The 19,809-nt window shown below is 57.9% G+C and carries 16 protein-coding genes and 4 rRNA genes (1 of these 20 running past the window's edge); 14 read left to right on the top strand and 6 right to left on the bottom strand.

The genetic code is table 11. From position 1 onward, the window contains the following. From ACX3YF_RS07320 to ACX3YF_RS07270, 11 genes are all read left to right on the top strand, one after another. A 16S ribosomal RNA gene (locus tag ACX3YF_RS07320) occupies nt 1-266 on the top strand; it begins 1,271 nt to the left of the window's first position. Nucleotides 267-579: 313 nt separating this feature from the next. Then, a 23S ribosomal RNA gene (locus ACX3YF_RS07315) occupies nt 580-3,471 on the top strand. A 151-nt stretch (nt 3,472-3,622) separates the two neighbouring features. Continuing rightward, nucleotides 3,623-3,738, top strand: a 5S ribosomal RNA gene (rrf, locus tag ACX3YF_RS07310). Nucleotides 3,739-3,849: 111 nt separating this feature from the next. Beyond that, nucleotides 3,850-3,965 (top strand): 5S ribosomal RNA (gene rrf / locus ACX3YF_RS07305). Together the 16S, 23S and 5S rRNA genes form the textbook arrangement of a ribosomal RNA operon. 279 nt (nt 3,966-4,244) lie before the next feature. Further along, complete coding sequence (locus ACX3YF_RS07300) at nt 4,245-5,105, top strand: MurR/RpiR family transcriptional regulator (RefSeq protein WP_130208076.1); 861 nt, start codon at nt 4,245-4,247, stop codon at nt 5,103-5,105. A 29-nt stretch (nt 5,106-5,134) separates the two neighbouring features. Beyond that, entirely contained in the window at nt 5,135-5,695 is a 561-nt protein-coding gene (ddpX, locus tag ACX3YF_RS07295; RefSeq protein ID WP_047535651.1) for a D-alanyl-D-alanine dipeptidase, read from the top strand. A gap of 153 nt (nt 5,696-5,848) precedes the next feature. Then, on the top strand, nt 5,849-7,429 hold the full coding sequence (locus tag ACX3YF_RS07290) for an ABC transporter substrate-binding protein (RefSeq protein WP_103406888.1): 1,581 nt from the start codon (nt 5,849-5,851) through the stop codon (nt 7,427-7,429). A 74-nt stretch (nt 7,430-7,503) separates the two neighbouring features. Continuing rightward, nucleotides 7,504-8,520, top strand: a complete 1,017-nt coding sequence (locus tag ACX3YF_RS07285) for an ABC transporter permease (RefSeq protein ID WP_130208074.1) — start codon at nt 7,504-7,506, stop codon at nt 8,518-8,520. Nucleotide 8,521: 1 nt separating this feature from the next. After that, nucleotides 8,522-9,403, top strand: coding sequence for a D,D-dipeptide ABC transporter permease (ddpC, locus tag ACX3YF_RS07280; RefSeq protein WP_458973594.1), 882 nt, complete (start codon nt 8,522-8,524; stop codon nt 9,401-9,403). A 2-nt stretch (nt 9,404-9,405) separates the two neighbouring features. Then, nucleotides 9,406-10,389, top strand: a complete 984-nt coding sequence (locus ACX3YF_RS07275; protein WP_130208072.1) for an ABC transporter ATP-binding protein — start codon at nt 9,406-9,408, stop codon at nt 10,387-10,389. Next, complete coding sequence (locus tag ACX3YF_RS07270) at nt 10,389-11,360, top strand: oligopeptide/dipeptide ABC transporter ATP-binding protein (protein WP_130208070.1); 972 nt, start codon at nt 10,389-10,391, stop codon at nt 11,358-11,360. The genes ACX3YF_RS07275 and ACX3YF_RS07270 overlap by 1 nt, the downstream gene beginning before the upstream one ends. 190 nt (nt 11,361-11,550) lie before the next feature. Here the strand turns inward: ACX3YF_RS07270 and ACX3YF_RS07265 are convergent, their stop codons facing one another. The 4 genes from ACX3YF_RS07265 to glyQ form a co-directional block, all read right to left on the bottom strand. Further along, entirely contained in the window at nt 11,551-12,330 is a 780-nt protein-coding gene (locus ACX3YF_RS07265; RefSeq protein ID WP_196585071.1) for a lysophospholipid acyltransferase family protein, read from the bottom strand. A gap of 91 nt (nt 12,331-12,421) precedes the next feature. Next, nucleotides 12,422-12,961, bottom strand: a complete 540-nt coding sequence (gene gmhB / locus ACX3YF_RS07260; RefSeq protein ID WP_047535681.1) for a D-glycero-beta-D-manno-heptose 1,7-bisphosphate 7-phosphatase — start codon at nt 12,959-12,961, stop codon at nt 12,422-12,424. A gap of 6 nt (nt 12,962-12,967) precedes the next feature. Continuing rightward, nucleotides 12,968-15,022 carry a glycine--tRNA ligase subunit beta gene (glyS, locus tag ACX3YF_RS07255; protein ID WP_454837602.1) on the bottom strand — a complete coding sequence of 685 codons (2,055 nt, stop codon included), beginning with the start codon at nt 15,020-15,022 and terminating at the stop codon, nt 12,968-12,970. Further along, on the bottom strand, nt 15,019-15,972 hold the full coding sequence (glyQ, locus tag ACX3YF_RS07250) for a glycine--tRNA ligase subunit alpha (protein ID WP_003213601.1): 954 nt from the start codon (nt 15,970-15,972) through the stop codon (nt 15,019-15,021). The genes glyS and glyQ overlap by 4 nt, the downstream gene beginning before the upstream one ends. Before the next feature lie 80 nt (nt 15,973-16,052). On the opposite strand from glyQ, the gene tag reads away from it, so the two are divergent. From tag to ACX3YF_RS07235, 3 genes are all read left to right on the top strand, one after another. Then, a complete protein-coding gene (tag, locus tag ACX3YF_RS07245; protein ID WP_448645487.1) occupies nt 16,053-16,610 on the top strand; it encodes a DNA-3-methyladenine glycosylase I in 558 nt (185 codons plus the stop codon). Between the two features lie 40 nt (nt 16,611-16,650). After that, on the top strand, nt 16,651-17,538 hold the full coding sequence (locus ACX3YF_RS07240) for a lysophospholipid acyltransferase (protein WP_047535688.1): 888 nt from the start codon (nt 16,651-16,653) through the stop codon (nt 17,536-17,538). Nucleotides 17,539-17,709: 171 nt separating this feature from the next. Continuing rightward, nucleotides 17,710-17,949: a PilZ domain-containing protein gene (locus tag ACX3YF_RS07235; RefSeq protein WP_448645488.1), complete on the top strand. Its 240-nt coding sequence runs from the start codon at nt 17,710-17,712 to the stop codon at nt 17,947-17,949. On the opposite strand, the gene ACX3YF_RS07230 is transcribed toward ACX3YF_RS07235, so the two are convergent. Both ACX3YF_RS07230 and trkA read right to left on the bottom strand, forming a co-directional pair. Further along, complete coding sequence (locus ACX3YF_RS07230) at nt 17,950-18,267, bottom strand: tetratricopeptide repeat protein (protein ID WP_161793959.1); 318 nt, start codon at nt 18,265-18,267, stop codon at nt 17,950-17,952. It lies immediately after the preceding gene. Nucleotides 18,268-18,427: 160 nt separating this feature from the next. Beyond that, nucleotides 18,428-19,801, bottom strand: coding sequence for a Trk system potassium transporter TrkA (gene trkA / locus ACX3YF_RS07225; RefSeq protein WP_130208060.1), 1,374 nt, complete (start codon nt 19,799-19,801; stop codon nt 18,428-18,430). Between the last annotated feature and the right edge of the window lie 8 nt (nt 19,802-19,809).

The following is a 19,809-nucleotide window of genomic DNA, read 5'->3' as shown; positions in this document are numbered from 1 at the left end:
CTAATCCCATAAAACCGATCGTAGTCCGGATCGCAGTCTGCAACTCGACTGCGTGAAGTCGGAATCGCTAGTAATCGCGAATCAGAATGTCGCGGTGAATACGTTCCCGGGCCTTGTACACACCGCCCGTCACACCATGGGAGTGGGTTGCACCAGAAGTAGCTAGTCTAACCTTCGGGAGGACGGTTACCACGGTGTGATTCATGACTGGGGTGAAGTCGTAACAAGGTAGCCGTAGGGGAACCTGCGGCTGGATCACCTCCTTAATCGACGACTCAGCTGCTCCATAAGTTCCCACACGAATTGCTTGATTCATTGAAGAAGACGAGAGGCCAGCTTTTAAGGTGGTCTACTTCGTTAGAGTTTAGAAATGAGTATTCCGTTGTGAATATTGATTTCTAGTTTTTGACTAGATCGTTCTTTAAAAATTTGGGTATGTGATAGAAAGATAGACTGAACGTTACTTTCACTGGTGACGGATCAGGCTAAGGTAAAATTTGTGAGTTGCTCTTTATTGAGCAGCGCGAATTTTCGGCGAATGTCGTCTTCACAGTATAACCAGATTGCTTGGGGTTATATGGTCAAGTGAAGAAGCGCATACGGTGGATGCCTTGGCAGTCAGAGGCGATGAAAGACGTGGTAGCCTGCGAAAAGCTTCGGGGAGTCGGCAAACAGACTTTGATCCGGAGATGTCTGAATGGGGGAACCCAGCCATCATAAGATGGTTATCTTAAGCTGAATACATAGGCTTAAGAGGCGAACCAGGGGAACTGAAACATCTAAGTACCCTGAGGAAAAGAAATCAACCGAGATTCCCTTAGTAGTGGCGAGCGAACGGGGACTAGCCCTTAAGTGGCTTTGAGATTAGCGGAACGCTCTGGAAAGTGCGGCCATAGTGGGTGATAGCCCTGTACGCGAAAATCTCTTGGTCATGAAATCGAGTAGGACGGAGCACGAGAAACTTTGTCTGAATATGGGGGGACCATCCTCCAAGGCTAAATACTACTGACTGACCGATAGTGAACTAGTACCGTGAGGGAAAGGCGAAAAGAACCCCGGAGAGGGGAGTGAAATAGATCCTGAAACCGTATGCGTACAAGCAGTGGGAGCAGACTTTGTTCTGTGACTGCGTACCTTTTGTATAATGGGTCAGCGACTTATTTTCAGTGGCGAGCTTAACCGAATAGGGGAGGCGTAGCGAAAGCGAGTCTTAATAGGGCGTCTAGTCGCTGGGAATAGACCCGAAACCGGGCGATCTATCCATGGGCAGGTTGAAGGTTAGGTAACACTGACTGGAGGACCGAACCGACTACCGTTGAAAAGTTAGCGGATGACCTGTGGATCGGAGTGAAAGGCTAATCAAGCTCGGAGATAGCTGGTTCTCCTCGAAAGCTATTTAGGTAGCGCCTCATGTATCACTGTAGGGGGTAGAGCACTGTTTCGGCTAGGGGGTCATCCCGACTTACCAAACCGATGCAAACTCCGAATACCTACAAGTGCCGAGCATGGGAGACACACGGCGGGTGCTAACGTCCGTCGTGAAAAGGGAAACAACCCAGACCGTCAGCTAAGGTCCCAAAGTTATGGTTAAGTGGGAAACGATGTGGGAAGGCTTAGACAGCTAGGAGGTTGGCTTAGAAGCAGCCACCCTTTAAAGAAAGCGTAATAGCTCACTAGTCGAGTCGGCCTGCGCGGAAGATGTAACGGGGCTCAAACCATACACCGAAGCTACGGGTATCACTTAGGTGATGCGGTAGAGGAGCGTTCTGTAAGCCTGTGAAGGTGAGTTGAGAAGCTTGCTGGAGGTATCAGAAGTGCGAATGCTGACATGAGTAACGACAATGGGTGTGAAAAACACCCACGCCGAAAGACCAAGGTTTCCTGCGCAACGTTAATCGACGCAGGGTTAGTCGGTCCCTAAGGCGAGGCTGAAAAGCGTAGTCGATGGAAAACAGGTTAATATTCCTGTACTTCTGGTTATTGCGATGGAGGGACGGAGAAGGCTAGGCCAGCTTGGCGTTGGTTGTCCAAGTTTAAGGTGGTAGGCTGAGATCTTAGGTAAATCCGGGATCTTAAGGCCGAGAGCTGATGACGAGTGTTCTTTTAGAACACGAAGTGGTTGATGCCATGCTTCCAAGAAAAGCTTCTAAGCTTCAGGTAACCAGGAACCGTACCCCAAACCGACACAGGTGGTTGGGTAGAGAATACCAAGGCGCTTGAGAGAACTCGGGTGAAGGAACTAGGCAAAATGGCACCGTAACTTCGGGAGAAGGTGCGCCGGTGAGGGTGAAGTACTTGCTACGTAAGCCCACGCCGGTCGAAGATACCAGGCCGCTGCGACTGTTTATTAAAAACACAGCACTCTGCAAACACGAAAGTGGACGTATAGGGTGTGACGCCTGCCCGGTGCCGGAAGGTTAATTGATGGGGTTAGCTAACGCGAAGCTCTTGATCGAAGCCCCGGTAAACGGCGGCCGTAACTATAACGGTCCTAAGGTAGCGAAATTCCTTGTCGGGTAAGTTCCGACCTGCACGAATGGCGTAACGATGGCGGCGCTGTCTCCACCCGAGACTCAGTGAAATTGAAATCGCTGTGAAGATGCAGTGTATCCGCGGCTAGACGGAAAGACCCCGTGAACCTTTACTATAGCTTTGCACTGGACTTTGAATTTGCTTGTGTAGGATAGGTGGGAGGCTTTGAAGCGTGGACGCCAGTTCGCGTGGAGCCATCCTTGAAATACCACCCTGGCAACTTTGAGGTTCTAACTCAGGTCCGTTATCCGGATCGAGGACAGTGTATGGTGGGTAGTTTGACTGGGGCGGTCTCCTCCTAAAGAGTAACGGAGGAGTACGAAGGTGCGCTCAGACCGGTCGGAAATCGGTCGTAGAGTATAAAGGCAAAAGCGCGCTTGACTGCGAGACAGACACGTCGAGCAGGTACGAAAGTAGGTCTTAGTGATCCGGTGGTTCTGTATGGAAGGGCCATCGCTCAACGGATAAAAGGTACTCCGGGGATAACAGGCTGATACCGCCCAAGAGTTCATATCGACGGCGGTGTTTGGCACCTCGATGTCGGCTCATCACATCCTGGGGCTGAAGCCGGTCCCAAGGGTATGGCTGTTCGCCATTTAAAGTGGTACGCGAGCTGGGTTTAGAACGTCGTGAGACAGTTCGGTCCCTATCTGCCGTGGACGTTTGAGATTTGAGAGGGGCTGCTCCTAGTACGAGAGGACCGGAGTGGACGAACCTCTGGTGTTCCGGTTGTCACGCCAGTGGCATTGCCGGGTAGCTATGTTCGGAATAGATAACCGCTGAAAGCATCTAAGCGGGAAACTAGCCTCAAGATGAGATCTCACTGGAACCTTGAGTTCCCTGAAGGGCCGTCGAAGACTACGACGTTGATAGGTTGGGTGTGTAAGCGCTGTGAGGCGTTGAGCTAACCAATACTAATTGCCCGTGAGGCTTGACCATATAACACCCAAGCAATTTGCATGCTCCTAAATAAAGAGCAAAGCCAGATTGCGGTGTGTGAAGACGCAATGAACCGAAAGTTCGCACAACACACAAACTATCGCATACCCAATTTGCTGAAGCGTCGAAAGACGGTTCGGTACCCGAATTTCTTGACGACCATAGAGCATTGGAACCACCTGATCCCATCCCGAACTCAGCAGTGAAACGATGCATCGCCGATGGTAGTGTGGGGTTTCCCCATGTGAGAGTAGGTCATCGTCAAGATTAAATTCCGAAACCCCTATCTGCGTATGCAGGTAGGGGTTTTGTCTTTAATAGTAGAAGCATCAAGAATTCGTTGGCACGCCATAACAGGCGGACCGGCACACAGAATTTCTTGACGACCATAGAGCATTGGAACCACCTGATCCCATCCCGAACTCAGCAGTGAAACGATGCATCGCCGATGGTAGTGTGGGGTTTCCCCATGTGAGAGTAGGTCATCGTCAAGATTAAATTCCGAAACCCCTATCTGCGTATGCAGGTAGGGGTTTTGTTTTTGTCCCTGCAGCGAGTGTCACCGAACACTCGCTGAGCTCTCCCCTCCCGAGAATTTGCCAAACAAAAAACCAGCGCATTGCGCTGGTTTTTTTTCGGACTTTTCCGGGATTCGGGATTCGGCGTAACGCGTCTGAAAAAAACGTGGTGTTGTCCTGATGATAGATGTTATACATATAACATGTTTAACGATGATGACATCGCAATAACAATCCCTCGATCGGTGCGCTGACATGTCTACAGAAAAGAACAGCTTCCTTCAGTTGCTCGAGCAAGAGTTTTCGAACCTGACCCCGACTGGCAAACGCATTGCCAGTTACCTGTTGGGAAACCCGGATCAGCTACCGTTCGAGTCGGCCGACAGCATCGCGCAGCAGGCTTCCACCACCGGCATTTCCGTGGGGCGTTTTTTCCGTTCGCTGGGTTATCAGAACATCGATGAGGTCAAACAGAGTCTGCGCGGCGAAGCGCCGGCGTCCTGGTTGATCACTGACCGCATCGGTGCCTTTCGCACCGAAAGCACTCGAGAAGACGCACTCGACCGCTCCATGAGTCGCGAGATCGAGGCCATCCGGCACGTTTATGGCCTGGCGCGCAGCAGTGCCTTCGCTGAAATCGTGCAGCGCATCTACGAAGCCGATGCGGTATTCATTCTCGGCATCCAGTCGACCCGCGGGATTCTCACCGCGTTTCATAGCCACCTCGAATACATCCGGCCCAAGGTCTACTACGTCGACGGCTTGTCCGGCATCTACGCCGAAACCCTGAATTCCGGCTTTGCCAACCCTTACGCAATCATTTCGGATTTCCGGGCCTATTCCAGCGTGACCCGGACCTTCTGCGACGCCGCCATCGATAACAACCTGCCCTTGGCCCTGATCACCGATCTGCAATGCCCGTGGGCACGTGACTACCCGCTGGATCTGCTGCAACTCAAAACCGATGTCGGGCAGTTCTGGGACTCCCCTGCCCCGCTGGCCTGCCTGTTGAACCTGATGGTGTCGGCCGTCGCGGAAAAGTACGGCGACCGCCTCGATGAACGTCTGAGCAAAAATCGACAATTGCAAAAAGCTTTCGGCCAGTTCGAAGGCTAGATCCATCCAATCCCAACTGGAGTTTTTGCGTGAACAACAGCCCCCTTGTAGAGATTGATGCCGAGCGATATCAGGTGCAAATCGATCTGATCTACGCCAGTGCCGACAATCTGGCTGGAAAGGTGATTTACCCGAGTGCCCGTTGCCTGCTGCATCGCCAAGCGGCCGACTGCCTGGGCAAGGCCAGTGAACTGGCGCGGCTGGCCGGTTACACACTGCGTATTTATGACGCCTACCGTCCACCTTTCGCCCAATTTCTATTGTGGGAGGCATTGCCTGACGGTAACTACGTGCGCGATCCCCATTTGGGTTCCCACCATAGCCGTGGCGTGGCAGTGGACTTGACCCTGGTGGGCAGCGATGGACAGCCGCTGGATATGGGCAGCGCCTTCGACACCATGGAAGAGAAGTCCCATCAGTTCTACCCCGACCTTCCCGTTCACGTGCAACGCAATCGTCTGCTGTTGCTGGGAATCATGCTCGCGTCCGGGTTCTGCGCAATTCCCACTGAGTGGTGGCATTACGAACTTCCGGATGCCGATGATTACCCCTTGCTGGAAGACAACCAGACCACGTTCTCGAACAACTAAAACCGCAACAAACCAATAACGAAACCACAGAGTTTCGCAGCCAACGCAGCGCAATAACAACAAGCGTTACCTGCTTCACCTGCAACTGCCCGGTTATAGCTTTTATAAAAAACCTGACGTACTTCCATACATCGAATGATTAAGGAAACCGGCATGACCCCAATGAACACCGTGACCCGAAAAACCTCTCCACGCACCAGCAAGCTGCTGCTTGGTCTACTGTGCAGCGCGATGAGCCTGGGCGCCTGGCAAGCCGCTTCGGCAGCGACGGCTCAGGACACTCTGGTCATCGGCAAGCCCGCCGACCCACAAACGCTCGACCCGGCGGTAACCTTCGATAACAACGACTGGACCATCACCTACCCGTCCTATCAGCGTCTGGTGAGCTACAAAACCGACGGTGACAAGAGCAGCACCGAAGTGACAGGGGACCTGGCGGAAAGCTGGACCGTGTCGCCCGACAACCTGGTCTGGGAGTTCAAGATCAAGCCCGGCAACAAGTTCGATGACGGCACCGCAGTGGATGCCGCCGCCGTGAAGTTTTCCTTCGATCGCCTGATGACCCTCAAGCAAGGGCCGTCCGGTGCATTCCCGGAGGACATGGTGGTGGCGGTGATCGACCCGCAGACTATCCGCTTTACGCTGAAAACGCCGTTCGCCCCCTTCCTGTTCACCCTGGCCCACAACGGCGCCTCGATCGTTAACCCGCTGGTGGCCAACAAGGGCGCCGAAACCAATGCCTGGCTGTCCAGCCACACCGCAGGCTCCGGTCCTTTCCGCCTGACCAGTTGGCAAAAGGGCCAGTCCGTCACGATGGAGCCGAACCCCTACTTCGCCGGCCCCAAGCCTGCGTTCAAGACCGTGATCCTCAAGACGATTGCGGAGCCCTCCGTGCGTCGGCTGCAACTGGAGCGCGGGGACCTGGATATCATCGAAGACATGCCCGAAGACCAATTGGGCGCACTGGGCGGCAAGCCCGGCGTAGTGGTCAAGGATTTTCCTTCGCTGCGCGTCACTTACCTGTACCTGAACAACAAGAAGGGGCCTCTGACGGACGTCAACGCCCGTCGCGCGATCACCGAAGCGGTGGACTACAACGGCATCGTCAAGGGCATTCTCAAGGACAAGGCCAAGCTGCTGAACGGGCCGATCCCGGATGGCATGTGGGGCTACGACAGTTCGCTGCCAGTGATGAAGCAGGACTTGGCCGCCGCGAAGAACAGCCTGGCCAAGGCCCCTCAGAAGATCACCAACCTGAACTACATGTACTCGGACAAGGACGCCAACTGGGAACCGATCGGCCTGACCTTGCAGGCGGCCCTGGCACCCTTGGGCATCAACCTCAAACTGGAGAAAACCGCCAACGCCACCCTGCGTGAACGCGTTGGCCAGGCCGACTACGACATCGCGGTGGGAACCTGGAGCCCGGACTTCGCTGACCCGTACATGTTCATGAACTTCTGGTTCGACTCCAAGATGCAGGGCCTGCAAGGCAATCGCTCGTTCTACAGCAACCCGGAGGTCGACAAGCTGATTCGCGAAGCGGCCGCTGTCAGCGACACCGCCAAGCGCGTCGAGCTTTACCAGACTGCGCAGAAAAAGGTGCTCGACGACAGCGTCTATGCCTACCTCTATCAGAAGAGCTACTCCCTGCCGATGCGTGATTCGGTCAAGGGCTACGTGTTCAACCCCATGCTCGAACAGGTGTTCAACCTGGGAAGCATGAGCAAGTAAACATGCTCCTTCGCGCCAGCCCCCGGCGGCTGGCGCGGCTTCTGATTTCGTCGCTCGTGTAACTGAGGTGCCAGATGGCCTTCCTGACATTGTTGCGCAAGCGCCTGCTCGGCTTGATGTTGGTCGTGTTCGGTGTTTCGCTGATTACCTTTTCAATTTCCCACCTGATCCCGGGCGACCCTGCCCGATTGATCGCCGGCGACCGCGCCAGCGACGCTCTCGTGGCCGGCATCCGTCATCAACTCGGATTGGATCTGCCGCTGTATCAACAATACGGTCGCTACCTGATGGATCTGTTGCACGGGGACCTGGGAACCTCGATACGCACCAACCGTCCCGTCCTGGAAGACTTGCAAGCGTTCTTCCCGGCCACACTCGAACTGGCGCTGGTCGCACTGACATTGGCGATTCTGGTCGGTGTGCCGCTGGGCGTGTTGTCAGCGGTTTACCACAACCGGCTGATCGATCAGATCGCCCGGACCCTGGCGGTCACCGGTATTTCCACCCCGGCCTTCTGGCTCGGCCTGGGTGCAATCGTGTTGTTCTACGGCCATCTGGGCTGGCTGCCCGGTGGTGGCCGGCTATCTGAAGGGCTCTCGCCGCCACCGGCGATCACGGGCTTTTATTTGATCGACTCGCTGCTGGCGGGGGATGTCCGACTGTTTCTCGATGCGGCCGAACACCTGATTCTTCCAGCCGCAACGCTGGGCTTCGTGACCCTGGGGGTTATCGCCCGGCAGATCCGCTCGGCCATGCTGGATCAATTGGGCGAGGACTACATCCGCACCGCGCGCGCCTATGGCCTGTCCCGGTGGACAGTGATCCTGCGTCACGCCCTGCCCAACGCTCTCATCCCTTCGGTGACCGTCCTCGGGTTGACCCTGGGGGATTTGTTGTACGGCGCGGTACTGACCGAAACCGTATTTGCCTGGCCCGGCATGGGGGCCTATGTGGTCAAGTCGATCCAGTCGCTGGATTTCCCGGCGGTGATGGGCTTCGCGATTCTGGTTTCGTTCATCTATGTCCTGTTGAACATGGCTATCGACCTTTTGTATCGCGTGATCGACCCACGCATCGGCGAGGTGAATTGAAATGTCTGTGACTCTGACGGCGGCACGTGGCCCGCGCAGGGCTGAAAAACTCGCCTACCTGGCGTACCAGATCCGCCGGAGCCCGCTGACCATGGCGGGCCTGCTGATCACTTCTATCGTATTGCTGTGCATGATCTTCGCGCCCTGGCTCGCCAGCCACGACCCGAATGCACTGAACCTCGGCGAACGCCTGGCGCCGCCATCCGCCGACCATTGGTTCGGCACAGATGAAGTGGGTCGCGACCTGTTCAGCCGGGTGCTGTTCGGCAGCCAGCAGTCGGTGGGCGTCGGCCTGTTCGTGGCTTTCGCCTCCTGTTTAATCGGCGGGCTGCTGGGGTGCTTTTCGGGGGTGATCGGTGGGCGTTTCGACGCCTTCATCATGCGCCTGATGGACATCATGCTTTCGGTCCCGTCACTGGTGCTGATCATGGCATTGGCGGCCGCATTGGGCGCGAGTCTGTTCAACGCCATGCTGGCCATTACCCTGGTGCGAATCCCATCCTACGTACGACTGGCCCGTGGCCAGGCCTTGAGCATTCGACAGATGGGGTACGTCAAGGCCGCCCATACGTTCGGGGCCGGACGCTGGCACGTGGTGCACTGGCACGTGGCGCGAAACGCAATGCCGCCCTTGCTGGTGCAACTGAGCCTGGATATCGGTAGCGCCATCCTCATGGCCTCGGCCCTTGGATTCATCGGCCTGGGCGCGCAGCAGCCAACCGCCGAGTGGGGCGCAATGGTCGCCACCGGGCGCAATTACATCCTCGATAACTGGTGGTATTCGACCTTTCCAGGCATGGCGATTCTGATCACCGCCACCGGTTTCAACCTGCTGGGCGATGGTGTACGCGACCTGCTCGACCCACGGCAACAGGGGAAATGACGATGCAGACTTCAAGCCCAGTGCTGGCCATCGACAATCTGAGCCTGGAATTCCCGGCTTACAAAAACAATGTGAAAGCCTTGAATGGCGTGACGTTGCACGTCAATCCCGGCGAAATCGTCGGCGTGGTGGGTGAGTCCGGGTCGGGCAAGTCGGTCACGGCCATGCTCAGCATGCGTCTGCTGCCCGAGCGCAGCTATCGCATTACCGCGGGCAGCCTCAGCATGCTCGGCCGCGACATGCTCACAACGCCTGAAAAGGAACTGCTGCAGATTCGCGGACGCGATGCAGCGATGATTTTCCAGGAGCCGATGACCGCCCTGAACCCGACCCGGCGCATCGGTCGACAAATGCTCGATGTGATCATCCATCACCAGAAAATCAGTGCTGCCCAGGCGCGACTCAAGGCGATTGCCCTGTTGCGCGACATGCACATCGCCAGCCCCGAGCACGTATTGGAGAGCTACCCGTTCGAACTGTCCGGGGGCATGCGTCAACGGGTGATGATTGCGCTGGCGTTCTCCTGTGAACCGCAACTCTTGATCGCCGACGAGCCGACCACCGCGCTCGACGTGACGGTGCAACGCCAGGTGCTGTTGCTGCTGCGAGAAAAGGCCAGGCAACGGGGGACTGCCATTTTGCTCATCACCCATGACATGGCATTGGTGTCGCAGTTCTGTGACCGGGTGTATGTCATGTACACCGGCGCTGTGGTCGAAGAAGGCCGCACCGTCGACGTGATGAACAACCCGCAACACCCCTATACCCGTGGGCTGCTCAGCGGCCTTCCGGAAATGGTGGAACCGGGCCAGCCGTTGCTGACCATTCCCGGGCAAGTCCCCAACCTCGCCTCTTTACCCGAGGGCTGCACGTTTCAGGAGCGGTGCTCTTACGCCATGCCGGTCTGTGCCAAACGTCCGCCCCTCAATGCCATCAACGACCAACGTAAAAGCGCTTGCTGGTTGCCCGTCAAGGAGCTTTCGTGATGAACAATGCTGTCCTTTCTAGTGCTATCGACATGGCTCCCCCGATTCTTCAACTCAACGATGTTCGTGTGCGTTTCCCCGTCAGTAACGACTGGCTGGGTCGGCCGCGAGGCTTTGCTCATGCCCTGAATGGCATTGATCTTCAGGTACGGGCGGGCGAAACCCTGGGGATCGTGGGTGAGTCAGGCTGTGGAAAAAGCACATTGGCGCAGCTGTTGATGGGCTTGATTGAGCCCAGCAGCGGCGATTTGAACTGGGCCAGTCGCACCGGCAGCGAAGGCCGCAACAACGTGCAGATTGTGTTCCAGGACCCTCAGTCTTCGCTCGACCCGCGTCTGCCGATCTGGCGGATCATCACCGAGCCACTGTACGCCCGGGGTCATGTCGATCGGGCACAGATGCGCGAGGTGGCAGCCAAGGTCGCGTCCCAGGTCGGTATCCGCCCGGAATACCTGGACCGCTTCCCCCACCAGTTCTCCGGCGGCCAGCGTCAGCGGATTGCCATTGCCCGGGCCCTGTCCTCCGACCCGGATATTATCGTGCTAGACGAACCCACATCGGCGCTGGATATCTCGGTTCAGGCGCAGATCCTCAACCTGCTCGCAGAACTGCAACGCGCCCGCAACCTGACCTACATCCTGATTTCCCATAACGTGTCCGTCGTGCGTCATATGGCAGACCGGGTAGCGGTGATGTATTTGGGGCAAATCGTCGAGCTGGGCCAGGCTGCCCAGGTGCTCGATCAGCCACGCCATCCCTATACCCGCCTGTTACTCGAAGCGGTGCCACGACTGGGCGTTGCGCTGCATGCAGAGCAGGTGGCGGCGCCTACCGAATTGCCGGGCAACCGTCATCTGCCGACTGGCTGCTTCTTTCGAGAGCGGTGCAGCCTGTGCACCGTTGGCTGTGACAAACCTCAGGTTCTGCAGGGAGATGAGCGGCAGCGGGCGCGGTGTCATTTACAGGGCTGATTTCCTGTCGGCGGAAGCCTGTTGTGGCGCATAAAAAAACCGGCTTTATTAGCCGGTTTTTTGACCTTCGGGAAAACCTATGCACATTTTTCCGAATTTTATGAAGATAAGAAATATATAGTTAAATCATAGTCTTAGCATAAAAATGCGGCCTGTTTGAGCAAAACGGCACACAGGTTATCCACAGAATTCAGACAGCCACTTGATCGCTGGCCACCGGGGCTTGTGGGGCGGGTGGAAGTGATCCCATTTCCCGTTGCATCTGCTCGTTCCAGGCCTGAACCCGATCGTTGAGCTCGGCAATGGCGCGCGGCCCGCTACCCTCGGCATGCATCGGCTTGCCGATGATCACGGTAATGACACCTTGCTTCTTCGCCCAGCCGGTTTTTGGCCAAAACTTGCCGGCGTTATGGGCAATAGGCAGCACCGGAAGTGCGGCGTTGACCGCCAGTGCGGTACCGCCGCGAGAGAACTTCCCGATGGTGCCGAAAGGGACCCGCGTGCCCTCAGGAAAGATCAGCACCCAGACGCCATCCTTGAGCAGCTCATCGCCCCTCTTTGCCACTTGCTTGAGCGCGGCTTTCGGGTTGTCACGGTCGATTGCAATCGGTCGCAACATGGCCATGGCCCAGCCGAAAAAAGGGACAAACAGCAACGAGCGCTTGAGCACCTGGCTCAACGGCTCGAAGTAGGCCGAGAGAAAGAATGTTTCCCAGGTGCTCTGATGGTTCGATTGAATCACGCAGGGCTGGTCGGGCACGTTCTCGGCGCCTTTCACTTCGTAACGGATACCCAGGAATACCTTGCTCAGCCACAAGGCGCAGCGGCACCAGTAAACGTTGATGAAGCGATAACGCGCCTTGAATGGCAAAAACGGCGCGACAAAAAAGCTCAGGCTGCACCACAGCAACGAACTGGTGCCCAGCAGCAGGTAAAAGAGGAAGGTTCTGATGGCCTGCAATATCGACATGGTAACGTTTACCGTTGCGGGAACTGCCCGTCCTATATAAAGCGCACTTCCCTTTCATCCCTGATCAGGACCAATCGAAGCGCACCCTTACTCAAGGGCATGTGTGGATAAGTTCTGCGGCTATCGCCGCCAGATCGTCAAAAATCAATGTGCCTACCGGAAGGGTCTTGCCCAAAGTCTTCACGCCTTTTCCGGTCTTTACCAAAACTGGCTGAGAATCGACGGCTTTGGCAGCTTCCAGGTCACCGAGACTGTCGCCGACGAACCATAGATTAGTCAGCGATACGTTGTAATGTGCGGCGATGTTTTTCAACATCCCGGGTTTTGGCTTGCGGCAATCACAGCCATCGTCCGGCCCGTGCGGGCAGTAGACGATCAGGCCGACTTCACCGCCCTGCTCCGCCACCAGCGAGCGCAAGCGCTCGTGCATGGCGTCCAGGGTGGCGATGTCGTAATAGCCGCGAGCGATGCCGGACTGGTTGGTAGCAACCGCTACCGTCCAGCCGGCCTTGCTCAACTGCGCGATGGCCTCGATCGACCCGGGGAGCGGTATCCACTCCTCCACTGACTTGATGTAAGCGTCGGAGTCGTAGTTGATCACCCCGTCCCGATCGAGTATCAGCAGTTTCAAACAGTCTTACCCCAGCAACGAAATATCGGCGACGCCGAGGAACAGGCCGCGCAGACGCGCCAGCAACGCATAACGGTTGGCGCGAACTTTCGCGTCTTCCGCGTTGACCATCACGGCTTCGAAGAACGCATCCACCGGCTCGCGCAAGGCGGCCAGGCGTGCCAGGGATTCGCTGTACTGACGCGCTGCGGCCATTGGCTGAACCGCCTGGTCTGCCTGCTGGATCGCCGAGTACAGGGAGAACTCGTTGGCATTGTCGAAGAACTTGGCTTCCACGACGGTCGGCACGGAGCCTTCCACCTTGCTCAGCAGATTCGAAACGCGTTTGTTCACGGCAGCGAGGGCAGCGGCTTCCGGCAACTTGCGGAAGGCCTCTACCGCTTGTACGCGCTGGTCGAAGTCCAGGGCGGAACCCGGCTTCAGGGCACGCACCGAGAGGTAGGTCGCAACGTCGACGCCTTCGTCCTCGTAACGGGCACGCAGACGGTCGAAGATGAACTCCAGCACCGTGTCGTTCAGGCCGGCAGCCTTGACCTTGGCACCGAACGCATTCACGGCGAAAGCCACGGCGTCGTTCAAGTCGAGGTCGAGTTTCTTGTCGATCAGGATGCGCAACACACCCAATGCGGCACGGCGCAAGGCGTACGGATCTTTACTGCCGGTAGGCAGCATGCCGATGCCGAAAATACCGACCAGGGTATCCAGCTTGTCAGCGATGGCCACGGCCGCACCGGTCAGGGTGGTCGGCAGCTCGGCGCCGGCACCGCGCGGCATGTATTGCTCGTTCAGTGCCAGTGCAACGTCTTCCGGCTCGCCATCGTTGAGGGCGTAATAGTAGCCGGCGACACCTTGCATTTCCGGGAACTCGCCGACCATTTCGGTCGCCAGGTCGCACTTGGACAGCAGGCCGGCGCGAGCCGCCCACGCGGCGTTGCCGCCGATGCGCTGAGCGATGAACGCGGCCAGTTTGGAAACGCGTTCGGCCTTGTCATAGACGCTGCCGAGTTTTTCCTGGAACACCACGTTTTGCAGGCGCAGGTTGAAGTCTTCGAGTTTCTGCTTCTTGTCTTGCTTGAAGAAGAACTCGGCGTCGGTCAGGCGTGGACGAACCACTTTCTCGTTACCGGCGATGATCTGCTGCGGGTCCTTGCTCTCGATGTTGGCCACAGTGATGAAACGTGGCAGCAACTTGCCGTCGGCATCCAGCAGGCAGAAATACTTCTGGTTGTCCTGCATGGTGGTGATCAGGGCTTCTTGCGGTACGTCGAGGAAACGCTCTTCGAACGAGCACACCAGCGGCACCGGCCATTCAACCAGCGCGGTCACTTCGTCGAGCAGGTCCGGCGGCACGATCGCCGTGCCTTCCTGACGGGCGGCCAGCTCTTCGGTGCGCTTGCTGATGATGTCGCGACGCTCGTTGGCGTCAGCCAATACATAAGCGGCACGCAGGTCAGCCAGGTAGCTGGACGGCGAACCGATGCGCACGCTTTCCGGATGGTGGAAGCGGTGACCACGGGAATCGCGGCCGGCCTTCTGGGCGAGGATGGTGCAGTCGATGACCTGGTCACCGAGCAGCATGACCAGCCATTGGGTCGGGCGAACGAATTCTTCCTTGCGAGCACCCCAGCGCATGCGCTTGGGGATCGGCAGGTCATTCAGGGAATCTTCGACGATGGTCGGCAGCAGGCTCGCGGTCGGCTTGCCGGCGATGTTTTGGCTGTAGCGCAGTTTCGGGCCGCTCTGATCGATTTCGCTCAGGTCGACGCCGCACTTCTTGGCAAAGCCCAGTGCCGCCTGGGTCGGATTGCCTTCGGCATCGAACGCGGCCTGACGTGGCGGGCCATCGAGGTTGATGCTGCGATCCGGCTGCTGGGTGGCCAGCGAGGTGATCAGCACGGCCAGGCGACGCGGCGCGGCATAAACGGTTTTGGTCTCGTAGTTCAGGCCGGCCGCTTGCAGGCCCTTGTCGATACCGGCCAGAAACGCTTCGGCCAGGGTGTTCAGGGCTTTGGGTGGCAGTTCTTCAGTGCCCAGTTCAACCAGAAAATCCAGAGCACTCATTGTGCAGCCTCCAGCTTGGCCAGTACTTCATCACGCAGGTCCGGGGTTGCCATCGGGAAGCCCAGCTTGGCGCGAGCCAGCAGGTAGGCTTGCGCAACGGAACGCGCCAGGGTGCGCACACGCAGAATGTATTGCTGACGCGCGGTCACCGAGATTGCCCGGCGCGCATCCAGCAGGTTGAAGGTATGGGACGCCTTCAACACCATTTCGTAGCTCGGCAACGGCAGCGGCTGGTCGAGTTCGATCAGGCGCTTGGCTTCGCTTTCATAGAAATCGAACAGTTCGAACAGCTTCTCGACGTTGGCGTGTTCGAAGTTGTAGGTCGACTGCTCCACTTCGTTCTGGTGGAACACGTCGCCGTAGGTCACCTTGCCGAACGGACCGTCAGCCCAGACCAGGTCGTAGACCGAGTCCACGCCTTGCAGGTACATGGCCAGACGTTCGAGGCCGTAAGTGATCTCGCCCGTCACCGGGTAGCACTCGATGCCGCCCGCTTGCTGGAAGTAAGTGAACTGCGTCACTTCCATGCCGTTGAGCCAGACTTCCCAGCCCAGGCCCCAGGCACCGAGGGTCGGCGATTCCCAGTTGTCTTCGACGAAGCGGATGTCGTGCACCAATGGGTCCAGGCCCACGTGCTTGAGGGAGCCCAGGTACAGCTCCTGGAAGTTGTCCGGGTTCGGCTTCAGGACTACCTGGAACTGGTAGTAGTGCTGCAGACGGTTCGGGTTTTCGCCATAGCGGCCGTCAGTCGGGCGACGGCTTGGCTGCACGTAGGCGGCGTTCCAGGTTTCCGGGCCAATGGCGCGCAGGAATGTTGCGGTGTGGAAAGTGCCGGCGCCTACTTCCATATCGTAGGGCTGAAGTACCACACAACCTTGCTCGGCCCAGTATTGCTGGAGGGCGAGGATCAAGTCTTGGAAGGTACGCACGGCTGGCGTAGGCTGGCTCACGAATTCACCTGTTTCTTGGGCTGCGATTTAAAGAGCGGGAGTATACCCGATTCATTGCTGCGCACGCCCCCTGGAGCCTTATGCCACGCTGCTTTTGGTGTTCCGAAGATCCGCTGTACATGGCTTATCACGATCAGGAGTGGGGCACGCCGCTACGCGATGCGCAGGGATTGTTCGAGTTGCTTTTGCTCGAAGGGTTCCAGGCCGGGCTTTCCTGGATCACCGTTTTGCGCAAACGCGAGCACTATCGCCGAGTGATGTACGGCTTTGACGTGCAGCGCGTGGCGCAGATGAGCGACGCCGAAATCGATGATTTGATGCTCGATCCGGGCATTATCCGCAATCGCCTCAAACTCAACGCGGCCCGGCGCAATGCCCAGGCCTGGCTGGCGCTGGAAGACCCTGTCGAGTTTCTCTGGTCGTTTGTCGGCGGCGCCGCAAAGATCAATCATTTCAAGGATCGCACCGAAGTCCCGGCCATCACGCCCGAGGCGGTGGCGATGAGCAAAGGCCTGAAAAAGGCCGGCTTCACCTTCGTTGGCCCGACCATTTGCTACGCCCTGATGCAGGCTTCGGGCATGGTCATGGACCACACGCGCGATTGCGACCGCTACGCGCTGCTGGCGAACGGCGGTTAGAATAGCCGCCTCGCGCACAGCACAAGATCAGGAGTGACCTGTGGATAAGTTTAAAGGCGCCTTGCTGGTAGGCGCTCTGCGGCTGTTTGCCCTGCTCCCGTGGCGGGCGGTGCAGGCTGTCGGCTCGGCGATTGGCTGGGTGATGTGGAAAACCCCTAACCGTTCCCGCGACGTGGTGCGGATCAACCTGTCCAAATGCTTTCCGGAGATGGACCCCGCCGAACGTGAGCGTCTGGTCGGCCAGAGCCTGAAAGACATCGGCAAGTCACTGACCGAAAGCGCCTGCGCCTGGATCTGGCCGGCCCAGCGCTCCATCGACCTGGTGCGTGAAGTCGAGGGGCTCGACGTTCTGAAGGATGCACTCGCCTCCGGCAAGGGCGTGGTCGGCATCACCAGCCATCTGGGCAACTGGGAAGTGCTCAACCACTTCTATTGCAGCCAGTGCAAACCGATCATTTTCTACCGTCCGCCCAAATTGAAGGCGGTGGATGAATTGTTGCGCAAGCAGCGGGTACAACTGGGCAACAAAGTGGCCGCCTCCACCAAGGAAGGCATCCTCAGCGTCATCAAGGAAGTGCGCAAAGGTGGTGCAGTGGGCATTCCCGCCGACCCGGAACCGGCCGAATCCGCCGGGATCTTCGTGCCGTTCTTCGCCACTCAGGCACTGACCAGTAAATTCGTACCGAACATGCTCGCGGGCGGCAAAGCGGTCGGCGTCTTTCTGCACGCCCTGCGCCTGCCCGACGGTTCAGGCTATAAAGTGATCCTCGAAGCCGCGCCAGAGGCCATGTACAGCACTGACACCGAGGAATCCTGTGCCGCCATGAGCAAGGTGGTCGAGCGTTATGTGCGGGCGTATCCAAGCCAGTACATGTGGAGCATGAAGCGCTTCAAGAAGCGTCCGCCCGGCGAAGAGCGCTGGTATTGAAACAATTGGCACAGTCTGTGGATAACTTGTAGGAGCGAGCTCGCGATGGTCGTGAACGATGACGCGGGAAGTCTGATTCCCCGTGGTGTTCTCAGGTCCATCGTCAGACCGCCGCCCGGAGCCGGCTCGCTCCTGCAAGTTATCCACAGTACGTTCATAAGGGCGCAGTAGATGTCCGAACACCGCAAATCATTTCGCATCAAGATCAGTCACGACAGCTTTGGCGAATGCCTGGGTCAGACGCGCAATCTGTCGGCCACGGGTGTCTACGTCAAACATCCGGCGTTGTCGGCTCTGCACAGGGGCGCGGTGGTTTACGGACAGGTACAGGGCTTGCCGGCCGGTGCGCCGCGTGTACGCATGGAAGTGGTGCAAGTGGATGCCGAAGGCATTGATTTGCGTTATCTCTGATCAGTGCGCCTGACGATCGAGCTTTTTCAGGAAGACCGTCATTTCCTTTTCTGCCTGTTTATCGCCATGGGCTTTGGCGGCCTCCAGGCCTTGCTCCCAGGCCTGTCTTGCGGCGGGATAGTTCTCCAGGGCCTGATGGGCCTTGCCCAATAGCTTCCACGCGGCCGAATACTTCGGATCAATCTCGACGCAACGCTGAAAATGCTCCACAGCCTTCGCGTTCTCCCCCAGATCCAGATAGCCCTTGCCCAGGCCGAAGCGCAGCAATGAGTTATCCACACCCTTGGCGAGCATTTTTTCCAGGGATTCGATCATCAGTGAATTCCTTGTTGAGATTATTCGGGGATATTTATGTGTTCTCGCGGGCAAGCCCGCTCCCACAGTGTTTTGCGGCGAACACACAGATTGTGTACGCCTGGATTCCTGTGGGAGCGGGCTTGCCCGCGAAGAGGCCAGTCAGGCCACCGCAGAATGCCGATCAGAAGAAACTGAGTCCCACATGGAACAGCTTCTCCACATCCCGAATATGCTTTTTATCCACAAGGAACAGAATCACGTGGTCGCCAGTTTCGATCACCGTGTCGTCGTGGGCAATGATCACTTCTTCGTCGCGGATGATCGCGCCGATGGTCGTGCCCGGCGGCAGGCCGATGTTCTCGATGGCTTTGCCGATGACCTTGCTCGATTTCGCATCACCGTGGGCAATGGCCTCGATGGCTTCCGCCGCGCCCCGGCGCAGTGAGTGCACGCTGACGATATCGCCGCGGCGCACGTGGGCCAGCAAGGTGCCGATGGTCGCCAGTTGCGGACTGATGGCGATGTCGATGTCGCCGCCCTGAATCAAGTCGACGTAGGCCGGGTTATTGATGATGGTCATCACCTTCTTCGCGCCCAGGCGTTTGGCCAGCAGCGACGACATGATGTTGGCTTCGTCGTCATTGGTCAGGGCCAGGAAGATGTCCGCATCGGCGATGTTTTCTTCTATCAACAAGTCGCGGTCGGAGGCACTGCCCTGCAGCACGACGGTGCTGTCGAGGGTGTCCGAGAGATGGCGGCAGCGTGCCGGGTTCATCTCGATGATTTTCACCTGGTAACGGCTCTCGATGGCCTCGGCCAGGCGCTCGCCGATCTGCCCGCCGCCGGCGATGACGATGCGTTTGTAGGTCTCGTCGAGACGGCGCATTTCACTCATCACCGCGCGAATGTTCGCTTTGGCGGCGATGAAAAACACTTCGTCGTCCGCTTCGATCACCGTATCGCCCTGCGGCAGGATCGGCCGGTCACGACGGAAAATGGCCGCCACGCGGGTTTCGACATTCGGCATGTGCTCGCGCAACTGCCGCAATTGCTGACCCACCAGCGGTCCGCCGTAGTAGGCCCGCACCGCGACCAGTTGCGCCTTGCCCTCGGCGAAGTCGATCACCTGCAACGCACCCGGATGCTGGATCAGGCGTTTGATGTAGTTGGTGACCACTTGTTCCGGGCTGATCAGCACGTCCACCGGAATCGCTTCGTTATCGAACAGTTCGGAGCGCGTGAGGTACGCCGCTTCGCGTACGCGGGCGATTTTGGTGGGGGTGTGGAACAGGGTGTGGGCCACCTGGCACGCGACCATGTTGGTCTCGTCACTGTTGGTCACGGCCACCAGCATGTCGGCGTCGTCCGCTCCAGCCTGGCGCAGTACCGTCGGCAGTGAGCCGCGACCCTGAACCGTGCGGATGTCCAGGCGGTCGCCGAGATCGCGCAGGCGCTCGCCGTCGGTGTCGACCACCGTGATGTCGTTGGCCTCGCTGGCCAAATGCTCCGCCAGCGAACCGCCGACTTGCCCTGCACCGAGGATGATGATTTTCATCCAGTCAC

Source organism: Pseudomonas fluorescens group sp. PF-69 (genome assembly GCF_054481235.1).
This window is presented reverse-complemented; position numbering and strand designations above follow the sequence as displayed.